The sequence below is a fragment of the Dyella psychrodurans genome, from assembly GCF_003363265.1.
GTDB classification, from domain to species: Bacteria; Pseudomonadota; Gammaproteobacteria; order Xanthomonadales; family Rhodanobacteraceae; genus Dyella_B; species Dyella_B psychrodurans.
Map to the genome: position 1 here is coordinate 159,681 of NZ_QRBF01000002.1, position 23,314 is coordinate 182,994.

Annotated in this window: 16 protein-coding genes; 2 read left to right on the plus strand and 14 right to left on the minus strand. The window is 61.6% G+C overall.

Annotated elements, in window-relative coordinates; genetic code table 11:
* Positions 1 to 7: 7 nt before the first annotated feature.
* Genes DWU99_RS07020 through DWU99_RS07035 form a run of 4 tightly spaced genes read right to left on the minus strand, consistent with a single transcriptional unit; the run spans position 8 to position 8,176 of the window.
* Entirely contained in the window at positions 8 to 2,668 is a 2,661-nt protein-coding gene (locus DWU99_RS07020) for a glycoside hydrolase family 3 protein (RefSeq protein WP_115477319.1), read from the minus strand.
* 15 nt (positions 2,669 to 2,683) lie between these two features.
* Entirely contained in the window at positions 2,684 to 3,940 is a 1,257-nt protein-coding gene (gene manD / locus DWU99_RS07025) for a D-mannonate dehydratase ManD (RefSeq protein WP_115477320.1), read from the minus strand.
* A 7-nt stretch (positions 3,941 to 3,947) separates the two neighbouring features.
* Complete coding sequence (locus DWU99_RS07030; protein WP_425476803.1) at positions 3,948 to 5,957, minus strand: sialate O-acetylesterase; 2,010 nt, start codon at positions 5,955 to 5,957, stop codon at positions 3,948 to 3,950.
* Positions 5,951 to 8,176 carry an alpha-glucuronidase family glycosyl hydrolase gene (locus tag DWU99_RS07035; protein ID WP_425476804.1) on the minus strand — a complete coding sequence of 742 codons (2,226 nt, stop codon included), beginning with the start codon at positions 8,174 to 8,176 and terminating at the stop codon, positions 5,951 to 5,953. The genes DWU99_RS07030 and DWU99_RS07035 overlap by 7 nt, the downstream gene beginning before the upstream one ends.
* A 107-nt stretch (positions 8,177 to 8,283) precedes the next feature.
* On the opposite strand from DWU99_RS07035, the gene DWU99_RS07040 reads away from it, so the two are divergent.
* Positions 8,284 to 9,369 (plus strand): LacI family DNA-binding transcriptional regulator, encoded by a 1,086-nt coding sequence (locus DWU99_RS07040; protein WP_115477321.1) that lies wholly within the window; start codon positions 8,284 to 8,286, stop codon positions 9,367 to 9,369.
* 58 nt (positions 9,370 to 9,427) lie between these two features.
* On the opposite strand, the gene DWU99_RS07045 is transcribed toward DWU99_RS07040, so the two are convergent.
* The 10 genes from DWU99_RS07045 to pilB form a co-directional block, all read right to left on the minus strand.
* Positions 9,428 to 10,861, minus strand: coding sequence for a sugar porter family MFS transporter (locus DWU99_RS07045; protein ID WP_115477322.1), 1,434 nt, complete (start codon positions 10,859 to 10,861; stop codon positions 9,428 to 9,430).
* A 117-nt stretch (positions 10,862 to 10,978) separates the two neighbouring features.
* A complete protein-coding gene (gene xylA, locus DWU99_RS07050; protein WP_115477323.1) occupies positions 10,979 to 12,316 on the minus strand; it encodes a xylose isomerase in 1,338 nt (445 codons plus the stop codon).
* A gap of 48 nt (positions 12,317 to 12,364) precedes the next feature.
* Positions 12,365 to 13,879: a xylulokinase gene (gene xylB / locus DWU99_RS07055; protein WP_115477324.1), complete on the minus strand. Its 1,515-nt coding sequence runs from the start codon at positions 13,877 to 13,879 to the stop codon at positions 12,365 to 12,367.
* Between the two features lie 386 nt (positions 13,880 to 14,265).
* A complete protein-coding gene (locus DWU99_RS07060) occupies positions 14,266 to 15,000 on the minus strand; it encodes a TVP38/TMEM64 family protein (protein ID WP_115477325.1) in 735 nt (244 codons plus the stop codon).
* Complete coding sequence (locus DWU99_RS07065; RefSeq protein WP_115477697.1) at positions 14,997 to 15,554, minus strand: nucleoside deaminase; 558 nt, start codon at positions 15,552 to 15,554, stop codon at positions 14,997 to 14,999. The genes DWU99_RS07060 and DWU99_RS07065 overlap by 4 nt, the downstream gene beginning before the upstream one ends.
* A gap of 5 nt (positions 15,555 to 15,559) precedes the next feature.
* Positions 15,560 to 17,317 carry a glutamine--tRNA ligase/YqeY domain fusion protein gene (locus tag DWU99_RS07070; RefSeq protein WP_115477326.1) on the minus strand — a complete coding sequence of 586 codons (1,758 nt, stop codon included), beginning with the start codon at positions 17,315 to 17,317 and terminating at the stop codon, positions 15,560 to 15,562.
* Positions 17,318 to 17,408: 91 nt separating this feature from the next.
* Positions 17,409 to 18,017 (minus strand): dephospho-CoA kinase, encoded by a 609-nt coding sequence (gene coaE, locus DWU99_RS07075; protein ID WP_115477327.1) that lies wholly within the window; start codon positions 18,015 to 18,017, stop codon positions 17,409 to 17,411.
* A 7-nt stretch (positions 18,018 to 18,024) separates the two neighbouring features.
* Entirely contained in the window at positions 18,025 to 18,882 is an 858-nt protein-coding gene (locus DWU99_RS07080) for a prepilin peptidase (RefSeq protein ID WP_115477698.1), read from the minus strand.
* Positions 18,883 to 18,959: 77 nt separating this feature from the next.
* Complete coding sequence (locus DWU99_RS07085; protein WP_115477328.1) at positions 18,960 to 20,228, minus strand: type II secretion system F family protein; 1,269 nt, start codon at positions 20,226 to 20,228, stop codon at positions 18,960 to 18,962.
* Between the two features lie 148 nt (positions 20,229 to 20,376).
* A complete protein-coding gene (gene pilB / locus DWU99_RS07090; RefSeq protein WP_115477329.1) occupies positions 20,377 to 22,104 on the minus strand; it encodes a type IV-A pilus assembly ATPase PilB in 1,728 nt (575 codons plus the stop codon).
* Positions 22,105 to 22,363: 259 nt separating this feature from the next.
* Between pilB and DWU99_RS07095 the strand changes: the two genes are divergently transcribed.
* On the plus strand, positions 22,364 to 23,218 hold the full coding sequence (locus DWU99_RS07095) for a glycosyltransferase family 2 protein (protein ID WP_115477330.1): 855 nt from the start codon (positions 22,364 to 22,366) through the stop codon (positions 23,216 to 23,218).
* Positions 23,219 to 23,314 lie beyond the last annotated feature (96 nt).

The following is a 23,314-nucleotide window of genomic DNA, read 5'->3' on the forward strand; positions in this document are numbered from 1 at the left end:
GTTCTCGTCAATCTTCAACGATGAAGTCTTTGGTCAGGCGAATATCTTCGCTGGACGCGCCTATCTGTACCTGATAACGGCCAGGATCGACCGCATAGGAGTGATGGACATCGTCGTAATACCTAAGGTCGTGTTCCGGCGAAATCTCGAAAGAGACGCTTTGCGCTTCGCCGGGTTGCAGATGCACGCGCTGGAAGCCGCGCAGTTCCCTGACCACGCGCGCGTGCGGTGCGCTCAGCGGATGCATGTACAACTGCACCACTTCGTCACCGGCGCGCGAGCCGGTGTTTTTCACCTCCAGCGTGACGTTGATGTGACCCTTGTCGCTGACAGTACGCCGGTCGAGCTGAAGGTGGGAATATTGGAACGTCGTGTACGACAGGCCATGGCCGAACGGATAAAGCGGCTCACCCTTGAAGTAGCGGTAGGTGCGGCCAGCCATGCTGTAGTCGTCAAACGGCGGCAGCTTTTCGTCGGCTTTGTAGAAGGTGATCGGCAAGCGCCCGGCGGGATCGGTATTGCCGAACAGCGCATCCGCGACGGCGTTGCCGCCGCGCTGGCCGGGGTACCATGCCAGCAGGATCGCCGGCACATGTTGTTTGGCCCAGTCGATGGCGAGGGCGGAGCCGGTGGTCACCACGAAGACGACCGGCCTGCCGGTGGCATGGAGGGCCTCCAGCAATTTCTCCTGCGTGGCCGGCAGGCGCAGGTCGGTGCGGTCGCCGCCGGCGAAACCCGGATAATTGACCTTCATCTCTTCGCCTTCCAGCTCACTGGTGAGGCCACCGACGAAGATCACTACATCGGCCTGACGCGCTGCGTCCAGTGCCTCCTCGAACGGCGGCTTGGCGCCGGGCATACGCCACGCCAACTTCACGTCGGGATTTTGATTGTTCGTCTTGGCGTATTCGAGGCGAATGTCATACGCCTTGCCGGCTTGAAGCTCGATCGAGGCGTTCTTGCCCGATGAACTGTCCTTCGCATCCCATGCGTCCATCACCAGGCGATTGTCCAGATACAGGCGGAATCCGCTTTTGGCGGCAGCGTTCAGCTCATAACGGCCCGACACCGGTGGCACGAGCTGGCCGCTCCAGCGCACGCTGAAATCGTTGTTTTGCAGCGCCTTGTCGGCGGGAAATTCGCCGCGGATCACCAGGTCGTCGGTTGGTGTGCTGTGATCCCAGCTGAAGCTGATCTTGGTGTCGACTCGTGTCAGAACAGGCGCGGCGTTGAAGTTGTCGCCACGGAAATATTCGGCCTTGAGTCCATGCTCGGTGGCATTCGGGGAAGGGCGCAGATACGCCGGTTCGATCAGCGTGGCCAAGCCCGTGCTGTTGAACCCTTCGACGAGTTCGGTGCCATGTGCGTAGGTGATCGTCGCGTTGGGCGCGGCTTCGCGGATGCCTTGAAGAATGGTGACCGGCGCTGCCGGCGTTCCGTGGTAATTGCCCAGCAACGCGGTGACGTCGTCGGCCGTCGGCCCGATCACCGCAATGCGATGCGTGTTGCGTGACAGCGGAAGAAGGCCATTGTTTTTCAGCAGGACCATCGACTCTTGTGCGGCGCGGCGCGCCAATTCATCGTGCTGAGGCGACTGATTGACGGAGAGGGGCAACTTCGACCATGGCACCCGATCGGGCGGATCGAACATGCCGAGCCGGAAGCGGGCGAACATCAGGCGCTTGAGCGAGGTGTCGATGTCGGCCTCGCTGATCAAGCCATCATGCACTGCCTTGGTCAGTGCGGCGTAGGTGGTGCCGCAATTGAGGTCGTCGCCGTTCTTCACCGCCAGCGCCGCGGCCTGCTCGGCGGTCTGCACGATCTTGTGACGGAGGTAGATGTCTTCGACCGCGTCGCAATCGGAAACCACGTAACCGTTGAAACCCCATCGCTTGCGCAGCGTATCCTGCAGCAGGAATTCGCTCGCCGATGCCGATTCGCCGTTCAGGCGGTTGTACGCACCCATGACGGCGTCGACCTTGGCTTCCTGCACAAGGGCCTGGAACGCCGGCAGGTAGGTTTCATAGAGGTCGCGCTCGCTGGGGTGCACATCGAATCGATGGCGCTCCGATTCGGGGCCGCTGTGCACGGCAAAGTGCTTGGCGGTGGCGTCGAGCTTGCTGTACTTCGGATCGTCGCCCTGCATGCCGCGCACGAACGCCACGCCCATGCGCGAGGTGAGGAACGGATCCTCGCCGTAGGTTTCCTGTCCACGTCCCCAGCGGGGATCGCGGAAAATGTTGATGTTCGGCGACCAGAACGTGAGGCCCTCATAACGGCCATGCATGTCGCGCCGCTCGAACTCGTTGTACTTGGCGCGGGCTTCGTCGCTGATGGTGGTGGCGACTTCACCCATCAGCTGAGTGTCGAACGTCGCCGCAAGCCCGATGGCTTGCGGGAACACGGTAGCCTGGCCGGCGCGCGCTACGCCATGCAGACCTTCGTTCCACCAGTCGTAGGCGGGTATGCCCAAGCGCGGGATCGCAGGTGCGGCGTTCTGCATTTGCGAAACTTTTTCTTCGAGCGTCATGCGCGATACGAGATCGGCGGCGCGATCCTCGAAGCTGCGATTCGGATCCTGGTAGATGGCCGTTTGCGACCACACGGGCAGGGTGGCCGTTGTCAGCGCGAGAGCGGCAAACAGCGTCTTGATGCGTAGCTTTGTCATTGGAAATCCTTTTCCTTACCAATCCCACATGGAGCCGTCTTCAAGGCGCGCGACAGGCAATTGCTTGGGAGAGTAGGGGAAGCGTGCGGCGAGCTTTTCGTCGATGGTGACGCCATGTCCCGCCGATTCGCCGCAGTGCAGGCGCCCGTCGCGGAATACATAATCGTGCGGAAAGACTTCGTTCGTTTCGTCGGTATGGAACATGTATTCCTGGATACCGAAGTTGGGCACCCAGGTGTCGAAATGCAGCGCCGCGCCCATGCATACGGGCGACAGGTCCGTTGCGCCATGAAAGCCGGTCCGCACTTGATGAAGCGCCGCGAAATCCGCCAGGCGACGCAGATGCGTGATGCCGCCGCCGTGCACGATGGTGGTGCGGGTGTAGTCGATGAGCTGGTTCTCGATCAGGTGCTTGCAATCCCAGATCGAGTTGAAAACTTCGCCGACGGCCAGCGGCGTGGTCGAATGCTGGCGAATGAGCTCGAAGGACTTCTGGTTCTCCGCCGGCGTTGCATCTTCCATCCAGAACAGGCGGTACGGCTCTAGGCTGCGCGCGAGCCGTGCGGCTTCGATCGGCGTCAAGCGATGGTGCACGTCATGCAGGAGATGCACGTCCATGCCGTGGTCGGCGCGCAGGCGCTCGAACAGTTGCGGCACGATGTCGAGATATTTGGGGGTCGACCAAACCGTTTCGACCGGAAGCTCGCTTTCCGCCGGCTCGTAGGCTTTGCCGCTGGAAATGCCGTAGGCCTTCTTCACGCCTGGTACGCCGCACTGGGCGCGCACCGCAAGGAATCCCTGCTCGATGAAGCGACCCACGGCGTCGCTGGTTTCGGCGATGTCGCGGCCGTTGGCATGGCCGTACACCAACGCGCCTTCGCGCGAGCGTCCACCCAGCAACTGGTAGATCGGCATGTTGGCGAACTTGCCGAGGATATCCCACAGCGCCACGTCGACCGCCGCGATGGCAGTCATCGTCACCGGACCGCGACGCCAGTACGCGCCGCGATAGAGGAATTGCCAGATATCTTCGATGCGGCCCGCGTCGCGACCGATCAGGTTGGGTACCACGTGATCTTGCAGGTACGACGCGACCGCCAGTTCGCGCCCGTTGAGCGTGGCGTCGCCCAGGCCGGTGACGCCGGATCGTGTTTCGATCTTCAAGGTGACGAAGTTGCGGCCGGGGCAGGTCACGATGACGCGTGCGTCGACGATTTCGCGATCGCGCATCGAGCTCTGGGAACTGGCTGGGGAAGCTGGGGAAGTACTCATATCGGGTTCACCGAGTGGAATGCGTGGATGTGAGGGATAGCTCGAACGGACCTGCAGGCAGGCCCGCGTCGTCGTAGAGGGTGCAGGTGGGGCTGTTGGCCCAGCAGTAGCGCACGCGGTCGACGCTGCTTGCGGGCTGCCTGGCGTGCAGGACAATCTGATCGCCTTGAATGTCAGCTTGCGCGTAATGGCAGGAATCGGGCTGGGTGCCACATAGCTCGAAACCGATCGGCGTATCCGAGCTGTAGGCAATCAGATGCCCTGTGATATCCGCGAATGTCAGCGTGACGGTATCGCCGCTGCGTTGTGCTGTGGTCGGAACCGGGCCCGAAGGTGACAGTGAATCGCCATAGACGACATGGCGCGCGACGCGGGCGAGGCGACGGCCCAGTTCCTGTTTATTCGCAGGATGGATGTCGTAACGCTCGCCGATGTCTACGGAAACGGCGAGGCCCGAGTGTGTGTCCTCCGCAGCAACGAGGCGTTGTGCTTCGCGCACATCGGCCCAGCCGCTTTCATCCGGATGCGTGGGCGAGGGGCCGTAGCTGGACAGTTGCGCGATCAGGAACGGCAGGTTTGCGCCGAAGCGCGTGCGCAGGTCGTCGCGCAGGCCTTCGAGCAACACGCGATAGTTGCCCGAATCGCCGGTATTGGATTCACCCTGATACCAGAGCGCGCCGCGCAGGCCATAGTGACCGAGTGGCGCGATCATGCCGTTGTACAGCGTGGTCAAGCCCGAGGTCGATTGCCAGGGCACACGCGGCGGCGCACCGAAGGACGATGGCACCACCTGGTATTGCCAATCGCCCAGTACAACGCTGGAGCCGTCGCGCAGGCGCAGCGCGCGCTGATCGGCGGGACCATAGATACCACCGTCGCGATAGGTATTGAGTACGTTGACCGCGATCAGGTTATCGCCTTCATGCAGCACGCCGGGCGGTACGGCATAGGTGCGCGCAACGCCGCCATAGGCGGTGCCGATCCAGTGGCCATTGATCCACGTCTGATCGATTTCGTTGGCGATGCCGAGTGAAAGCGCGACGCCTTGCGCAGCCTGCTGTTTGCTCAGTTTCAGCGTGGTGCGGTACCACAACATGCCCGTGAAATGGGCCAGCTCAGGCATGCCCCAATGCTGCCAGGGGCCGCGATCGATCGGTGCTGGCAACCAACCCTGCTCGCCGACATGCGATGGATTCCACGGTGCGTTGCCCTTGGTCTGGTTTGGACGCGAGAGCCACCATGCTTTCCATTGACGATCCCATGCCTTGCCGGCACGCGCGGGATCTTTCGCGTAGACGTCGAGCAGGTTCAGTGCATCGTCGTAACCACCCACTTTCCGCAATGCCTGTGCGCTCATCCACGGCTCGATGCGCGAGCCGCCCCAGGCCGATACGATCAGACCCATCGGCAGGGAAGTCGTCTTCTGCAGTTCGCGTGCGAAGTAATAGCAGGTGGCGGAGAACTTCGGCACGTTGGCGGGCGTGGTTTTCAGCCAGTGATCGGAGGAGGGGATGCGATCCAGCGGCGTTGCGCTGCTGACGTCGTTCACTGTCAGCATGCGGATGCGATCGTTCGACGCATTCTGGATCTCCGAAGACGAATCCAATGTACGCTCCACTTGCAGTTCCATGTTGGACTGACCGGAGCACAACCACACATCGCCGATCAGAATGTCCTGGATGGTTTGCGTGGTGCCGTCACCCGTGTTCACGGTAAGCGTGTACGGACCGCCTGCGGGTAGCGCGGGCAACGATGCCTCCCAGTGCCCCTTGGCATCCGTGCGAGTCTGGATGTCCTTGCCGGCGAAAGCGATCTTTACCGTTTCGCCCGGTTTCGCGTCGCCCCAGATCGGGTCGATGCGATCGCGTTGCAGGATGGCGTGATCCTGGAAGAGCGGATTCAACAGCGCGTCGTCGTCGTTGGCCTGCGCGCTGAATGTGCTCAAGCACAGGAGTGCCATCATCGCGGAAACGATGTGTCGGGGCTTTACCCCGATTTGCGTGGTGTCGTTCACCATGCGGAGTAGCCCGGCACGTTGTCGAATTTAAGCGATTCGTAGTATTGGAGCGAATGCTGCGGCGGCGCAAAGCCGGGCGGCAGCGGCAGGCCGGAGATGCTCTGGAAATAGGCGATGCAGGCGTCGCGCCACCATTGCGCTTCTTTTTCCTGGATGGCCAGGAAAGCGGCGACCTGTTGATAGCGCTCGGGATCGATATAGCCGTCCATCTGACGCCAGGTTTCGCGCATCTTTTTCACGTCGTCGACGCCCTGCGTGTAATGCGCCACCAGTTCGTACCACAGCGTCTGGCCGGAGCGCATGCGGTAGTTCCAGGGGACATGATGGAACCAGAGCAGGAGTTGCTCGGGCGTCTGTTTCACATCGTTGAATGGCGCCGCGACGGGTGGCGCGTATTGATCGACGGCGTCGCTGCCGGTCCGCGTGCGGTCGAAACCGATGCCGTCGCGGTCCGCGCGATGGTAGTAAACCGGACGCCAATCGGCGCGCGCCTCGCTGGCATCCCACGGCGCCGGGCCGTAATGATGCCCCGGCCCCATCAGGTGATGCAGGCCGAGCGGCGTCATGTAATCGACGGCTGCTTCGCGCGAACCCATCATCATGTCGACCACGGGTTTGACGAAGGCTTCGTTGTTGGTGAACGTCATCCGCACCCATTCTTCGGCAATGGCGCGCGACGACAGCGTGGGATTCCATGCAAGGCGACCGAAGACGTACCAGTTGGCCTGATTGAAATCCGAGCCGCTCCAGTTGCGGTCGGTACCGATGTTTGCGACACCGGCCATGCCCGTCAGCGTGTGGCCGTCCAGCGAACCGTCGATCACCCTGGCAACTGTCGAACCTTTGCCGTGCGTCATCGTGTCGGAGGACAGAACTTCTTCGAACAGCGGGCCCAGGTAGACCAGATGCGTGGCAAAGCCGAGATATTCCTTGGTGATCTCAAGTTCCATCATCATCGGCGTCTTGGGCATCGCACCGAACAGCGGACTGAAGGGTTCCCTCGGCTGGAAGTCGACCGGGCCGTTCTTGGTCTGCAGCAGCACGTTGGCGCGGAAGTGGCCGTCGAGCGGCTTGAACTCGTCGTAGGCTTGCTTGGCGCGATCTTCGTTGGTCGGCGAGTACACGAACGTCCGCCACATCACCACGCCGCCGTGCGGGGCGACCGCATCGGCCAGCGTGTTCGCGCCGTCGGCATGCGTGCGCCCGTAATCCTGCGGACCGGGCTGGCCCTCCGAGTTGGCCTTGACCAGGAAGCCGCCGAAATCCGGAATCAGCTTGTAGATCTCATCCGCCTTGGCGCGCCACCATCGCTGGACCTGCGGATCGAGCGGATCGGCGGTCTTCAATCCGCCGATCTCGATCGGCGCGCTGAAGCGCGCGCTGATATACACGCGGATGCCATAAGGGCGGAACACATCGGCCAGCGCCGCGACTTTTTGCAAGTATCTCGACGTGAGAATCTCGGCGCCTGCATTGACGTTGTTGACTACGGTTCCGTTGATGCCGATGGAGGCATTGGCCCTGGCGTAGTCGGTGTAGCGCGGATCGCGCCAATCGGGCAGTTTCCACCAGTCCCAGATCGACGCGCCCGCATAGCCGCGTTCCACCTGGCCGTTGAGATAGTCCCAATGGTCCAGCACGCGCAGTTTCAGGCGTGGCGCATCGTGCAGATCGAGATGATCGATAGGCTGCCCGGTTTGAACCAGGCGCAGGAATTGAAAGGCGCCATGCAATGCGCCGACGTCGCTGTTGCCGACGATGACCGTAACGGGATGGCCTTCCACGACGACGCTGCGGATCAGATACCCCTCGTTTCCGAGGCCTTGGGTGTCGAGTTGCAGATGCTGGATGAGGGGCGACGAGGTCGGCGTACCGACGAGGATGGCGCCGTCGCGGGTGACGGTATCCGACAGCGTTGGCGTCTGGCTGAGCAACCCGCCCAGGCCGCGAAGCAGTTCCTGCCGGGTGACGGTCTGCGTGGGCGTGGCAGAACCGATCACCAGCTGCGACGCGTGATGTTGAAAGACGGCTGCTTGTTCGGTCCGAAGGGGGCGATAGCGCAGCCAGAGATCGTATCCGTCTTCGGCATGCGCCGGGCTCGCGGACAAGGCGATGACAAGCATCATCACGGCTGCCACGACGATGCGGAGGAGCGAAATGTTGGGCGTAGGCCCGCCACCAGCGACGCCGCCTTGGCGTGCGCCTGTTACCGCTAACATGTGCAAGAATGCTTTCATATCTGATCCGAAATCACGGCTGATATCGATTTACGTAGTGATCGCAGAGTCATCTCTGCAGTTGCGGGCCCACGTGAAGGAAAACGGCATTGAAGAAGACAGGCAGGAAATCGGTTCGCCGCAAGGGATTCGCCGTCACCATCGACGAAGTGGCATCCCTCGCCAAGGTCTCCCCGATGACGGTGTCGCGCGTCATCAACGGCCACAGCAAGGTGCGCGACTCGACGCGCGAGCGCGTCATGCAGGCAGTGCAGGAGCTGGGCTATATCCCCAATCTCGCGGCGAGCTCGCTGGCCGCCGCACAAGATGCGCGCATCGCGCTGATCTACACCAACCCCAGCGCGGCCTACCTGCGTGAGTTGCTGCTCGGCGCATTGCACAGCGCTGCGCGCGCGGCGGCGCAACTGGTGATCGACGACTGGGATGAGCTCGACGCAGGCGGCGAGCGCAAGGCGGCACGCGCGCTCGCCAGAAGCGTGGCCGGCGTGATTCTGCCGCCGCCGCTGTGCGAATCCAAGGCGGTGATCGAGGAGCTGGTGGAGGCCGGGGTTCCGGTGGTCGCGATTGCGTCGGGACGTTTCAATCACGACATCTCCAGCGTGCGCATCGACGATTTCCTGGCCAGCAAGGAAGTCACCGAATACCTCATCAAGATGGGGCATGCGCGCATCGGTTTCATCAAGGGCCATCCCAATCAGATGGCCAGCACGCGACGTTTCGAGGGATATCAGGCGGCGCTCAAGGACGCCGGCATCGCCATGGATGCCGCCTTGGTGCAGCAGGGTTACTTCACTTACCGCTCCGCGTTGCCCGCTGTGGAAAAGCTGCTCGCCTTGCGCAAGGCGCCCACTGCGATCTTCGCCAGCAACGATGACATGGCGGCAGCGGCGATCTCGGTGGCGCATCGACGCGGACTGGATGTGCCGCGCGATCTTTCCATCGTGGGCTTCGACGATTCCTCGGCCGCAACGACCGTTTGGCCGGAGCTCACGACCGTGCGCCAGCCGATTTCGACGATGGCGGACTCGGCGCTCGATATCCTGCTGCGTACCATCCGCCGCAAGGAAAACGACACCAAGGTGGTCGTCGATCAGGTGGTCGCACACCAGCTGATTTTGCGCGACTCGGTGGCTGCCCCGGCGACGATGTCCGCAAGCAAGACGCAGGGTGGATGAAACACCCTGCATCGTTTTGCGTGTTTTTGCAGAGTCGTCGGCGCGGCAACGCATGGAGCTAGCCTTCCATCTGTTCCAGTTCTTTGCCGCGCGTCTCGTGCACATAACGGCGCACGAAGAACACCGACACGATGGCCGCCGCCGCATACAGGCCGTAAGCACCCGCCAGGCCGATGCTCGCTAGCAGAATCGGAAAGGTGACGGTGATGGCGAAGTTCGACGTCCACTGTGCGGCCCCCGCCACCGCCAGGCCCGATCCGCGGATCTGATTGGGGAACATCTCGCCGAGCATCACCCACATGACCGGTCCCCACGACATGTTGAAAAAGATCACGTAGATGTTGGCGGCAATCAGGGCCAACGTTCCCATCGCGTGCGACAGCGCGAGCTTGCCGTGTGCGTCGACGCTGCCATTGGCGAAGGCAACGGTGACCAGGATCAGCGAGACGGCCATGCCGAGCGAGCCGACCCACAACAGCGGCTTGCGGCCAACCTTGTCGATCAGCATCACGGCGATGAAGCAGGCGCCGATGCTCAACGCGCCGGAAAGAACGTTGGTCAGCAGCGCATCGCTTTCGGAAAAGCCGACGGCTTGCCACAACACTGCGCCGTAGTAAAACACCACGTTGATGCCGACCAACTGCTGGAAGGTGGCCAGACCGATGCCGACCCATACGATGGGGCGAATCTTGCCACTGGCTTTGTCCAGCAGATCGGACAGGCGCGGGCGATGCCGATCCTGCGCCAGCGATGCGCGGATGTCGGCGAGCTTGGTTTGCGCCTCGCCATCGCCGTAGAGGCGGCTCAGTACCTTTGCCGCATCGCTGTCGCGTTTCCTGACCACCAGATAGCGCGGGCTTTCGGGAATAAACAGCAGCGATACGAAAAACAGCGACGATGGCAGCACCTGCACCCAGAACATCCAGCGCCACGCCGCCTGGTCCAGCCAAAGGACATCGGTCGACGCGCCTGCTGCTTTCGCCAGCAGGTAATTGCTCAGGAATGCGCAGAAGAGGCCGCTGATGATGGCGATCTGCTGCACCGTTGCCAGCCGGCCGCGATAACGTGCCGGTGCGACTTCCGCAATATAGGCAGGAGCGATGACGCTGGCGGCACCGACGGCGAAGCCACCCACTATGCGCGCGGCGACAAAGAACCATGCCGCTGCGGCTGAACCGGCGCCCATCGCCGAAAGCAGGAACAGCACGGATGAGATGATCAGCACCGCGCGCCGTCCCCAGCGGTCAGCTTCGCGCCCTGCGAAGAACGCGCCGAGCGCGCAACCGAGAAGCACGGATGCGACTTCGAACCCGATGGCGGTGTCGCTGGAATGGAAAGCGGTTTTCAGTCCCTCCACGGTTCCGTTGATGACGCCGCTGTCGAAGCCGAAGAGGAATCCGCCAAGCGTGGCGACACAGCTGATCTGGACGATGAGCCGAGTGTTCTCTTCCTGACGAGCAGGCAGTGTGCTTTCGAGCACAATGTTATTCATGCCGCCGATACCCCCATTTCCATGTTTTTCTGTCCCCGATGAGTGCGTTTTGATGCGATCCGTCGCACACCCTTGGAGCGCTTCCCCGAGGATGCCCGGGGAAGCGCTATGTCAGCGTCAAAGCACGAGATATTGGTTGAGCAGGTTCTCGTAGCGCTCCTGTTTGCCGCTGCGCTTGGTCGGCTCGCCATTTTTGGCGGCCAGCGCGTGCAGGTCGGCCAGGCTGAGCTTGCCTTGCGCGAAATCGCGGCCCGCGCCCTGGTCGAAACTGGCATAGCGTTCGGTGCGCCACTGTTCCCACGGCGATTTGGTCAGCAGCGCGTGAGCCACTTCCAGTCCGCGCGCGAAAGCATCCATGCCGCCGATGTGGGACAGGAACAGGTCGTCCGCGTCGGTGGATTCGCGTCGGACCTTGGCGTCGAAGTTCAGGCCGCCCGGTGCGAGGCCGCCCTGGCGCAGCACCACCATCATGGCGCCGACGGTGTCGTACAGATCGGACGGGAACTGGTCGGTATCCCAGCCGTTCTGCGCATTGCCGCGATTGGCATCGATGCTGCCGAGAATGCCGTGATCGGAAGCCACTTGCAGATCGTGCTCGAAGGTGTGGCCGGCAAGCGTGGCGTGATTGGCTTCGATATTGAGCTTGAAATCCTGGTCGAGGCCATGCTCTTTCAGGAAGCCGGCGACGGTCGACGAGTCGAAGTCGTATTGGTGCTTCATCGGTTCCATCGGCTTGGGCTCGATCAGGAAGTTGCCCTTGAAGCCGATGCTGCGGCCGTAGTCGCGCGCCATCGTCAGGAAGCGCGCGAAGTGGTCGAGCTCGCGCTTCATGTTGGTGTTGTGCAGCGATGCATAACCTTCGCGGCCGCCCCAGAACACGTAATTTTCGCCACCGAGTTCGACGGTTGCATCCAATGCGGCCTTGATCTGCACGCCCGCGCGCGCGACAACCGCAAAATCCGGATTGGTCGCCGCGCCGTTCATATAGCGTGGATGGCTGAACAGATTCGCCGTGCCCCACAGCAGTTTCACGCCGCTCGCTTTCTGGCGTTCCTTCGCGAGCGCGACCATGTGCTTGAGGTTCTTCTCGTATTCGCCAACGTCGTCCGCGTCGGGCGCGAGGTCGATGTCATGGAAGCAGTAATACGGAACGCCGAGCTTGGTGAAGAACTCGAAGGCGGCATCGACCTTCGCTTCGGCACGCGCGATCGGCGTGGCTTCGGCGTCCCACGGATAGTTGCGCGTGCCCGGACCGAAAGGATCGTGCCCGGCGTTGCAGAAGCTGTGCCAGTAGCACACGGCAAAACGCAGGTGTTCGGCCATGGTCTTGTCGCCGATCTTCCGGTTGGCGTCGTAGTGCTTGAAGGCTAGCGGGTTGTCAGAGTTGCGGCCTTCGAAAGGGATGCGGCCGATGCCGGGGAAGTATTCGCGTTTTCCGATGAAAGGAGTGCTCATGACGTTCGAATCCTGATCGATGAATAGATGGAGCTGTGGTGTGGCGAATCAGACGACGCGCTCGGTTTTGTGATTCGCGTAAAAAGACTGGGTGTTTTCCAGGTGACTCAGAAACTGGCGATAGTGATGACGGTAAGCAGCGACAGCTTGTGTGTTCGGTCGAGCGGAAAGTGAGGGATCAATAAGGACATGATCGTGCGCGATCGCCGCTAGGTCCGCGTCTTCCTGGTTGGCGCAGCGATAGGCCCACAGCGCTTGCAGCGCGGCGCCGAAGGCGGCGCCTTCGGCTTGCATGGGCACTTCCACGGGAAGTTCGAAAATATCGGCGACCATCTGTCGCCATGCGGCGCTATGGCTGCCGCCGCCCGTCAGGCGGATGGCGTTGCACTGCAAGCCCGCCTTCAACCATGCGTCGTACCCGTTGCGCAATGCATAAGTGGCGCCTTCCATGGCGGCGCGATACGCATTGCCGCGCGTGAAGTTGCCCAGATCCATGCCGTGCAGGCTGCCGCGCGCAAAGGGAAGATCCGGCGTGCGTTCGCCATTGAAGAACGGCAGCATGACCAATCCTGCAGCCCCGGGTGCCGTATTGGCCATCACGGTATCGCCATCGCGCGTGCTGAAACCGAATGCGCGCGCCACGGTTTCGGTGGCAACGGTGCAGTTCATCGTGCAGATGAGCGGCAACCATCCGCCGGTGGATGAGCAGAAGGCGGCCCATCCTGCATCGTTGTCCACGACAGGATGGTCGGCGTACGCGAAGAGCGTGCCGGACGTGCCCAGACTCACGCTCAGCACGCCGGACACGACGTTGCCCGTGCCGATCGCAGCCATCATGTTGTCGCCGCCGCCCGTGGACACGCACACGTTGCGCGGCAGGCCGAGTTCATCGGCGATGGCGGGTGCGATGCGGAAGCTCGCGTTGGCTTCGACCAGCGGTGGCAGGCACGCCGCGAGATCGCGATCCGGATCGGTTGCCGCCAGCATCTGCGAAGACCAGCGCCGCGTGCGCACATCCAGCCAGCCGGTGCCCGATGCATCGCCGTATTCCATCCAGCGCTCGCCGGTGAGCCAGAAGTTCACGTAGTCATGCGGCAGCATGATGCTGGCGAGTTGCCGGTAGACGTCCGGCCGATGCTTGCGCGTCCACGGCAGCTTCGATGCGGTGTAGCCGGCGAGGATGGGGTTGCCCGCGAACGCCACGCAATGCTGTGCGCCGCCGGCTGCCGCCATGATCTCATCGCATTCGCGCTGAGTGCTGGTGTCGCACCAGAGCTTGGCGGGCGCGAGCACTTTTCCTTTCGCATCGACCGGTACGAAGCCGTGCTGTTGTCCCGACACGCCGATGGCGACCACGCGCGCGCGCAGCGTGCTATCCAGTTTTGCGAAGCAGGTGCGGATGGCGTCGATCCACCACTCGGCTTTTTGCTCGCGGCTTCCATCGTCGCCCGCGATCAATTCCAGCGCTTGGCCGTGCGTGGCGACGACTTGGCGAGACACAGCATCGTAAGCAATGAGCTTGACGCTCTGGGTGCCGACATCGATTCCTACCACAAGGCTCATGGGATCATCCGCAATGAAAATGTTAGCGCTACCACTAAACTATCGGAGATACGTCGTGCTGGCAAGAATAGCCGTCGGTGATTTGCAATGAAGTTGGTGAGAAAACGCGTGGGCGCGCGGCACACGGCTACGACATGTCATGCCGCAATGCAAAAAGATGGCGATGCGGCATGAGTCATTTTGGTGCTTTTGCTGCACGAAAAGCCGCGCAACGAATTCACATCACACGGGCAAAGCCCAGGCGCGGCAAGCGGCTGCGATAGCTGCCATGTGGGGAAATGCGGGAGGTTTCCAGGCCAACATACGCGGCCATCGACCCAGGAGGGTCTATCGCAGTGCACCATGTGAAATACATGTTGCGCACGCTTCGGATTTTTAAATTGCGCTCAATGCGAGTGAGGTTTCTTGGGCGTGGTCTCCACCGCGGCGTGCCGCAGCGAGCGGACACGATCGAACAGCAGCGGTGCCAGCGACAACAGTGCCAATGCACCGAGCGGCCCGATGACACTGGGGTCGAGGAGCAGGTCGACGCCGATCGTTTGCCCACGACTGAACGCCTGACCCAACCCGGCGCCCACGGATGTTTCGAACAACAGCATGACCGTTCCACCCAGCCACGAGGCGCCGAGAAACAGCCATAGCGGACAACGCAGCCATGCGAGCGCGACGGTTATAAGCCCGAAAGGGGCGACCGGAACGAGCCGCAGGAACAGCGCATAGCTCACCGGATGACGTTCAAATCCATGATGGAGCTTCTCGGCGATGGCGGGCGGATGCTTACTTCCGGCGCCAAAGGCGTAACGGCTGGCGAGGAACAGGATCAGCGAACCCAGCGTTAGTCCGATCGACGAGTAGGTGGTTCCTTCAACGACGCCGAAGGCGAATCCACCGGCGAGAATCAACACGATCGTGACCGGAATGCCCGTACATGTCGCCAGCGTCACCAGGCCAATATAGAGGAGACGGCTGAGCCAAGGGTCTGCGTTGATATGCTCCCTGACCTCCTGCTGGTGCTTCACCAGTTGCTCCGGGTGCAACTGGTCGAACACGCCGGAAAAGACCAGCACGACACCTGCCGCAATCAGCAGGAGCAGGGGCAGGGCGGCGCGCAGGCGTTTCAATAGCTCGCCCCGGTTGCGCCATAGGCGGCCAGCACGCTGCGCGCTTCATTGCGCAGGATGTCGCGCCGCACGGCGATGCCGCGCCGTTCCAGCTCGCCGATCCAGTCGGCGGGCAACGGACCTTCATCGAATTCGGTGAGTTCTTCCACATCCTCGGCGCGCGCGCCGACAAGCAGCGTATCGACACCGGCCCACACCGTGGCGCCATAGCACTGGCAACAAGGCTGGGAGCTGGTGGCGAGGGTGTAGTGGCCGCCCTGTTCGTTGAGGCGATAGCTGGCCAGCCGCTGCTGGGCGGCCATGTAGGCGAGCATTTCGGCGTGGGCAACGGAACAGGTTTGCGGTACGACCCGGTTGGCCGCGGCGGCGATCAACCGGCCGTGCTCGTCGAACACCGCCGCGCCGAACGGGCCGCCGCTGCCATGTTCGATATTGCGCCGCGACAGTTCGATCGCCAGCGCCACGCGATCCTCGTCGGAGTGATAGCGCCTTTGTGCGTCGGCAACCTCTTCGATCCAGGGCGGCAGGGTGAGGTGGATCTGCAGCGGCAGCATCATGCTCAGGCGCCCTGTTTTGCCCAGGTGTCGCGCAGAGTTACGGTGCGATTGAAGACGGGTGCTTCGGCGCGGTGATCGATGCGGTCGGCCACGAAATAGCCCAGGCGCTCGAACTGGTAGCGCTGCTCAGGCGCCGCCTGTGCCGCGGCCGGTTCCAGCCAGCCCCGCACGAGACGCTTCGCCTCCGGGTTGATGTGCTCGATCCAGGCCTTGCCGTCGCTTTCGTCGTCCGGCGTGGGCACGTTGAACAGGCGGTCGTAGAGGCGGATGTCCGCTGCCACGCCGTGACGGGCGCTGACCCAGTGGATGGTGCCTTTCACCTTGCGGTCGGCGCCGGGCATGCCGGAGCGGGACTCGGGATCGAGCGTGCAGTGCACTTCCGTGATGTTGCCGCCGGCGTCCTTGACGATCTGCTCGCACTTCACGATGCCCACGCCGCGCAGGCGCACTTCACCATCGGGCTTCAGGCGATGGAAGCCTTTCGGCGGGACTTCGGCGAAGTCTTCGCGTTCGATCCACAGCTCGCGCGAGAATGGAATCTGGCGGGTGCCAAAGCTCTCGTCCTTGGGATGGTTGGAGAACGTCAGCGTTTCTTCGTGGCCTTCGGGCAGGTTGGTGATCACCAGCTTCAAGGGATCGATGACCGCCATGCGGCGAGGCGAGCTGGCATCGAGGTCTTCGCGCACGCAGTTTTCGAGGATGGCGTAATCGATCACGCTGTTCTGCTTGCTCACGCCCAGGCGTTCGATCAGCAGGCGGATGCCTCCCGGCGTGAAGCCGCGGCGGCGCAGGCCGCGCAGGGTGTTCATGCGCGGGTCGTCCCAGCCCTCGACCAGGCCATCGTTCACCAGTTGGGCCAGCTTGCGCTTGCTGGTGATCATGTAGCTCAGGTTGAGGCGCGAGAACTCAATCTGACGCGGCTTGGCCGGTTCCGTCCGAAAGCCTGCGTCGCGCATGTGCTGCCACAGCTCGGGATGGCTGGGCAGATCCACGTTGTCCACTAACCAGTCGTAGAGCGGGCGGTGGTCTTCGAATTCCAGCGTGCACAGCGAATGGGTGATGCCTTCCAGCGCGTCGGACAGGCAGTGCGCGTAGTCGTACATCGGATAGATCGGCCACTCGTCACCGGTGTTCTGGTGGGTGACCTTGCGGATGCGGTAGATCGCCGGATCGCGCAGGTTGATGTTGCCGGACGCCATGTCGATCTTGGCGCGCAGGGTCTTGCTGCCGTCGGCGAATTCGCCGGCGCGCATGCGGCGGAAGAGGTCCAGGTTCTCCTCGGCGCTGCGGTCGCGGAAGGGCGAGTTGCGGCCCGGCTCGGTGAGCGTGCCCCGGTATTCGCGCATCTGCTCGGCGGTCAGGTCGTCCACGTAGGCGTGTCCGTCCTCGATCAGCTTGATCGCGGCACGGTAGAACACCTCGAAATAGTCGGACGCGTGACGCAGGTCATGCCATTCGTAGCCGAGCCAGCGCACGTCGTCCTTGATGCCCTCGACGAACTCGGGATCTTCCTTGCCCGGGTTGGTGTCGTCCAGGCGCAGGTTGCACCAGCCCCCGAACTCCCGGGCGATGCCGAAGTCCAGGCAGATCGCCTTGGCGTGGCCGATGTGCAGGTAGCCGTTGGGCTCGGGCGGAAAGCGGGTGCGGATCGCCGCGTGCTTGCCGCGGGCCAGGTCCTCGCGAACGATCTGGCGCACGAAATCGCGCGGCGCGTCGGTCTCGGGGGTGTCGGCAGGCTTGGCGGCGGATTCGGTGGACATCAGGTCAACATTCGCACGAGGGTGGCAGGAACCTCCAAGTTTAACCAATTGAAGGATTTGCGTAACCGCAGGTTATTCGAGGTACCTGGGGTCAGTGGCGAGCGGCGGCAAGCTCCAGATAGCGGCGGTGCAGGGCAGTGACCTGTGCGCCCAGCGCGGCCTCGGGACCGTCGTTGTCGATCACGTCATCGGCCAACGCCAGCCGGGCGGCCCGGGTCGCCTGGCTGGCGAGAATGCGGGCGGCAAGCGCTTCGTCGATGCCGTCGCGCGCCATGAGCCGATGGATTTGGGTTGCCTCGGGTACGTCCACCACCAGAATCCGGTTCACCCAGCGGTAGTGGCCGATGTTCTCGGTCAAAAGCGGAATCGCCAACACGGTGTACGGGCCCTCGTCGGCCTGCGCATGCTCGAGCATCCACTGCCTGACGCGCGGGTGCACGATCGCTTCGAGGGTTCGCCGTGCCGTGGGGTCGGTAAAAACGCGCTGCCGCATGGCGGGGCGGTCGAGTTGCCCTTGAGCGTTCAAGACATCCTCGCCGAAGGCCGCAACGATCGCCGCCAGCCCGTCGCTGCCGGTCTCCACCACCACCCGCGCGGCGTGATCGGCGTCGTACACGTGCACACCCTGCGCCCTGAAGCACCGATCCACGACACTCTTGCCGGAGGCAATGCCGCCCGTAAGCGCTACGGTGAAGGGCATCGCGTGCTTACCTCAATCCGGTCACGCTCATGTAAGCGTGCCATAGCTCGTCGCCCGCGATGAACCAGACCCAACCCGCCATGGCGATAAACGGACCGAAGGGCATGGGCACATCGCGGCCATGTTTGCGCAGCGCGATCATCGTTCCGCCGACAAGCGCGCCAATAAACGAAGAGAGCAGAATGATCGGCAGCAGCGCAAGCGGGCCCATCCAGGCTCCCAGCGCCGCAAGCAATTTGAAATCGCCGAAGCCCATGCCTTCCTTGCCCGTCAGCAGCTTGAACAGCCAGTACACGCTCCACAGGCTGAGGTAGCCGATCGCGGCGCCGATGATGGAGAGCTTCGGATCGACAAAAAAGTGCCCCAGGCTCAGCAGCAAACCGGCCCATAGCAGTGGCAGCGTTATCTGGTCGGGCAGCAGTTGCGTACGCAGATCGATGCCCGAAAGAGCGACCAGCGCCCAGGTGAGAAACAATCCCGCCAGTGCCGCCCAACCTGGGCCGAATTTGCAAACCACGATCGCGCTGAGCACGCCCGCCGTCAGCTCCACCAGTGGATATTGAATGGATATCGAGGCCTTGCAATAGCGGCAGCGGCCTCTGAGCAGAAGCCAGCTAAAGAGAGGGATGTTGTCGTAAGCGGCCAGGGGGTGTTTGCAATGGGGGCAGTGCGAGGATTCGCGCACGATGCCCGGCGGTAGCGGCTCGGATGCCGCCTCCAGGCCCAACACATCGGAGGCTTCCCGGCGCCACAGCGCTTCCAACCGTACAGGCAGGCGCAGTATCACGACATTGAGGAAGCTGCCGACCAGCAAGCCAAGTACGCCCGCGAGAACTGTCCAGACTGTCAACGGCCAAACGGGCATGCCCGGATCCTGGTCATAAAAACGCGCCACATTATTGCCGGAAGGCGGCAAGCATGTGACGCGCAGGTGTTAGCTAATTAGAAGGTGCCGGCGAGTTTGAAGATGGGCAGATAAAGTGCAATGACGATACCGCCAACCAGCGTACCCAGAATCACCATCATCAAAGGTTCGAGCAGTGACGCCAGCGAATCGACGGCGTTGCTGACTTCCTCTTCATAGAATTCGGCGCATTTGAATAGCATGTGATCCAAAGCGCCGGATTCTTCACCGATCGCCACCATCTGCGTGACCATGTTCGGGAAAAGGCCAGTCTGGCGCATGGCCAATTGAAGCTGGTGACCCACTGCGACGTCATCGCGCATCTGGTGCACGGCCTCGGCATACACGATGCTGCCCGTTGCGCCTGCGACGGCATCCATCGCCTCAACCAGTGGCACGCCGGCACGGAAGGTAACGCCTAGCGTTCGCGCAAAACGCGCAATGGCCGACTGGCGCAGGATGTTGCCCATCACGGGAATTTTGAGCGTTACGCGATCGAGAAAGTGAGCGAACTTAACCGACCGCTTCTTGGCCATGATGATGCCCACGATGCTGCCGGCAATGCCGAAAATGACAACCCACCAGTACTGCTGCATGAACTGCGACATGTCCACAAGCAATTGAGTAGGGGCGGGCAGTTGTGCGCCAGCGTCTTTGAAGGTCTTGGCAAAAACGGGAACCACGAACAACAGCATGATCATGATGACGACAAGCGCGACCACCATCACCATGATGGGATAGAAAAGCGCCTTCTTGATCTTCCCTTTGATGCTTTCGGTTTTTTCTTTGTAGGTGGCAACGGTATCGAGAATCGTGTCCAGTACACCGGCCGATTCGCCTGCGCGAACCAGATTGCGGTACAGCTCGTCAAACTGGACAGGGTACTGGCCGAGGGCTTCGTGCAACGTAGCGCCGCCCTCGATATTTTGCTTCACATCGACCAGCATGGTCTTGAAGCGAGGATTCTTCTGACCATCTGCAATGATGTCGAAGGCTTGTACCATCGGTACACCGGAGGCCATCATGGTTGCGATCTGGCGGCTGAAGATCGCCACATCACGTGGCTTGACCGTGCTGCCAGATCCGCCGAGCAACGGCTTGCTGCGCTCGCGCACCGTCTGGGGGTTCATGCCCTGGCGGCGCAACTCGGCCTTCACCAGCGAAGCATTCTTCGCCGGCATGGAACCCTTCATGCGCTTGCCGCGCTTGTCGATCGCCACCCATTCATAGGTGGGCATCTGACTGATCTGGGCGCGTTGGGCGCCCTGCTGTCGGGTGTTCTTGGTTGCGGCGGTAACCGTGGCCATGCGTGTCTTCCCCCAATGATTCGATCCGGCGCCGTCGCGGGAGCTACGGGCAGGACAATCTGCAGCTTACGTTACTTTGACAGGTCATTTTCGTGGTCTCGGGCGCAAGTCCGACAAGAAAACGACTCGAACGGGCCGGGCCCGATGGTTAGTCCTTGGTCACGCGGTCGATTTCCGCGAGGCTGGTCACCCCTGCCTTGACCTTTAACAGGGCCGAGGCTCGCAGGTCGTTGATACCCAAGCTGCGGGCCACCTCGGCTATCTGCAGCGCGTTGCCACCTTGCAGCACGATCTTCTGGATATCCTCGACCATCGGCATCACCTGGTAGATGCCAACGCGCCCTTTGTATCCCTCGTTGCACTCAGGGCAACCGCCGGCTTCGTAAATCGTCATCCCTTCGTCGATATCTTTTTGTGTGAAGCCTGCGTCGAGCAGCGTCTTGGGTGGCAGGTCCATCTGCTTCTTGCAGCTGTGCAAACGGCGAGCCAGGCGTTGGGCAATGACCAGAGTTACCGACGAAGTTATGTTGTACGGCGCAATGCCCATGTTCATCAGGCGCGAGATCGTTTGCGGGGCGTCATTGGTGTGCAAGGTCGATAACACCATGTGGCCGGTCTGTGCCGCCTTGATGGCAATCTCTGCCGTCTCAAGGTCGCGAATTTCGCCCACCATGATCACGTCCGGGTCCTGGCGCAGGAAGGATCGCAACGCCGCGGCAAACGTCATGCCTCGCTTGGTGTTCTGCTGGACCTGGTTGATGCCCTCGACGCGAATTTCGACGGGATCTTCGACTGTCGAAATGTTGCGCTCTGCGGTGTTGAGAATGTTCAGTGCGGTATATAGCGACACGGTTTTACCCGAGCCGGTAGGGCCAGTAACCAGCACCATGCCGTATGGCTTGTGGATAGCATCCACGTAAAGCCGTTTCTGGCTCTCTTCGTACCCGAGTTTGTCGATGCCAAGCTTTGCCGAAGAGCTGTCCAGGATACGCAGCACGATTTTTTCGCCAAACAATGTCGGCAAGGTGCTGACGCGGAAGTCCATGGCATGAGTCTTGGACAGATTGAGCTTGATGCGTCCGTCCTGCGGCACGCGACGCTCGGCGATGTCCAGCCCGGCCATGACCTTCAGGCGTGAAGAAATGCGATTGGCCAGTTTCATGGGCGGGCTGGCTACCGCTCTCAGCATGCCATCCATACGCAAGCGTACTCGATACTGCGTTTCGAACGGTTCGAAATGGACGTCCGAGGCACCACGCCGGATGGCGTCTACCAGGATTTTGTTAACAAATTTAACAACCGGAGCATCGTCGTTGGCTGTGGCATCAATGCCCCCGCCCGTACCCTCACCGTCTTCATCGACACTCTCCAATGCCAGCTCGTCAAGGTCTCCGCCGCCCAAATCAGGGGTGGCGTTGTTGAGCGTGCTGATGACATTGTCGATGACCCGCGCCAACTGAGCGCGATCAACCAGAATCGGCTCCACCATGCAGTTGGAGTGGAACTTAATCTCATCCAAGGCATGCAGTTGCATGGGGTCGGCAATGCCGACAAAGAGCCGCTTGCCGCGCTTGAGGAGCGGAAGTGCCTGATGCTTGCTGATCAAATCCTGGCTGATGAGGCTCAGCGGCATGCTTGCCGGAGCCAGCGCCGCGACGTCCATCATCGGCATGCCGAACTCCGCCGATGCGATCTGGGCAAGTCGACTGTTGTCGACCAAGCCCTGATCCAGCAGCCAAGCTGTAAGGGTCTTCTTTTGCTGACCCGATTCCAGAACCGCCTTACGAACGTCGGCCTCGGGCAGCAGCCCTTCGGAAACCAGACGACGGGCCATGCCCGACAGGCCTAGGGCGGTGGGCTGCGGTTGCGATGACATGACGAAATCTACCTAAGACCCCTGATTGGTCTCGAATTTAGCGCACATTAGGCCCGTAGGCTATCTGTCAAATGTGACCAGATGAGCAGGGCGCTTACCGTCGGGACGGCGATTCCGCCGAATGGTTCAAACCCCCAAAGGCGCTTGCGGGTGACCCAACCCACAGTTCCGCTTCTACGGGCGTTGTCGGCGGCCTGGTGCCATTCGTCACGCGGCTTCCACGCGGTATGATCGGCTTTCACCCGGGGAAGCCATCTGTTTGAACAGCCTCAGCATCATTTTGCCCGCCAAAAACGAAGCGCCGGCGCTAGCCGACTTGTTGCCGCGCCTTCGAACCGCACAACCGACTGCCGAGATCATTGTTGTGGACGACGGCTCCACCGACAACACGCGGGCCATCTGTGCGCAACACGGCATCCAGTGCCTGACTTCACCCTATTCGATGGGCAATGGCGCGGCGATCAAGCGAGGGGCACGGGTGGCTAGCGGCGACATCCTCGTGTTTATGGACGGCGATGGCCAGCACGACCCCGCGGACGTGGCCCGGTTGGTCGAAAAGCTTGAGCAAGGTTTCGATATGGCAGTCGGAGCCCGTGATTGGGGTAGCCAGGCCGGCGTGGGTCGAGGTCTGGCCAATACGCTTTACAACTGGCTTGCTTCGCATATGACTGGTCATGAGGTGGCCGATCTCACCTCTGGGTTCCGTGCCGTGCGTGCCGAGCGGTTTCGTGAGTTCTTGTATCTGCTGCCTAACGGGTTTTCATATCCCACCACCAGCACGATGGCATTCTTTCGGAGCGCATACCCCGTTGCCTACTTGTCAATAAAGGCTTCTCAGCGTGTTGGCAAAAGCCACATCAAACCTTTACGTGACGGGCTGCGTTTCTTGTTGATCATCTTCAAAATCGCGACGTTGTACTCGCCGTTGAAATTGTTTGTGCCAACCAGCGCTATGTTTTTCCTGTTTGGTCTCGCCAACTACGCATGGACATTCATCCATGAGGGTAGGCTCACAAACATGAGCACACTCATGTGGAGCGCAGCGGTGATTATCTTTCTCATCGGTCTGGTCTCAGAGCAGATCACGGCACTGACATATCGACATCATGGCTAAGTCTGTTTGCCATCCGGTTAGTGGCGAGCTACAAGCAGGCTTTCACACGATGGATGCGTATGCGATTTGGACGAATCCAAGTGGCTGTTTTTTTTG

What these genes read in the sequence shown, in the direction of transcription:
- DWU99_RS07020 (WP_115477319.1), bottom strand. Translation starts at nt 2,668, where the DNA reads ATGACAAAGCTACGCATCAAGACGCTGTTTGCCGCTCTCGCGCTGACA.
- manD (WP_115477320.1), bottom strand. Translation starts at nt 3,940, where the DNA reads ATGAGTACTTCCCCAGCTTCCCCAGCCAGTTCCCAGAGCTCGATGCGC.
- DWU99_RS07030 (WP_425476803.1), bottom strand. Translation starts at nt 5,957, where the DNA reads ATGGTGAACGACACCACGCAAATCGGGGTAAAGCCCCGACACATCGTT.
- DWU99_RS07035 (WP_425476804.1), bottom strand. Translation starts at nt 8,176, where the DNA reads ATGTTAGCGGTAACAGGCGCACGCCAAGGCGGCGTCGCTGGTGGCGGG.
- DWU99_RS07045 (WP_115477322.1), bottom strand. Translation starts at nt 10,861, where the DNA reads ATGAATAACATTGTGCTCGAAAGCACACTGCCTGCTCGTCAGGAAGAG.
- xylA (WP_115477323.1), bottom strand. Translation starts at nt 12,316, where the DNA reads ATGAGCACTCCTTTCATCGGAAAACGCGAATACTTCCCCGGCATCGGC.
- xylB (WP_115477324.1), bottom strand. Translation starts at nt 13,879, where the DNA reads ATGAGCCTTGTGGTAGGAATCGATGTCGGCACCCAGAGCGTCAAGCTC.
- DWU99_RS07065 (WP_115477697.1), bottom strand. Translation starts at nt 15,554, where the DNA reads ATGCTGCCGCTGCAGATCCACCTCACCCTGCCGCCCTGGATCGAAGAG.
- DWU99_RS07070 (WP_115477326.1), bottom strand. Translation starts at nt 17,317, where the DNA reads ATGTCCACCGAATCCGCCGCCAAGCCTGCCGACACCCCCGAGACCGAC.
- coaE (WP_115477327.1), bottom strand. Translation starts at nt 18,017, where the DNA reads ATGCCCTTCACCGTAGCGCTTACGGGCGGCATTGCCTCCGGCAAGAGT.
- DWU99_RS07080 (WP_115477698.1), bottom strand. Translation starts at nt 18,882, where the DNA reads ATGCCCGTTTGGCCGTTGACAGTCTGGACAGTTCTCGCGGGCGTACTT.
- DWU99_RS07085 (WP_115477328.1), bottom strand. Translation starts at nt 20,228, where the DNA reads ATGGCCACGGTTACCGCCGCAACCAAGAACACCCGACAGCAGGGCGCC.
- pilB (WP_115477329.1), bottom strand. Translation starts at nt 22,104, where the DNA reads ATGTCATCGCAACCGCAGCCCACCGCCCTAGGCCTGTCGGGCATGGCC.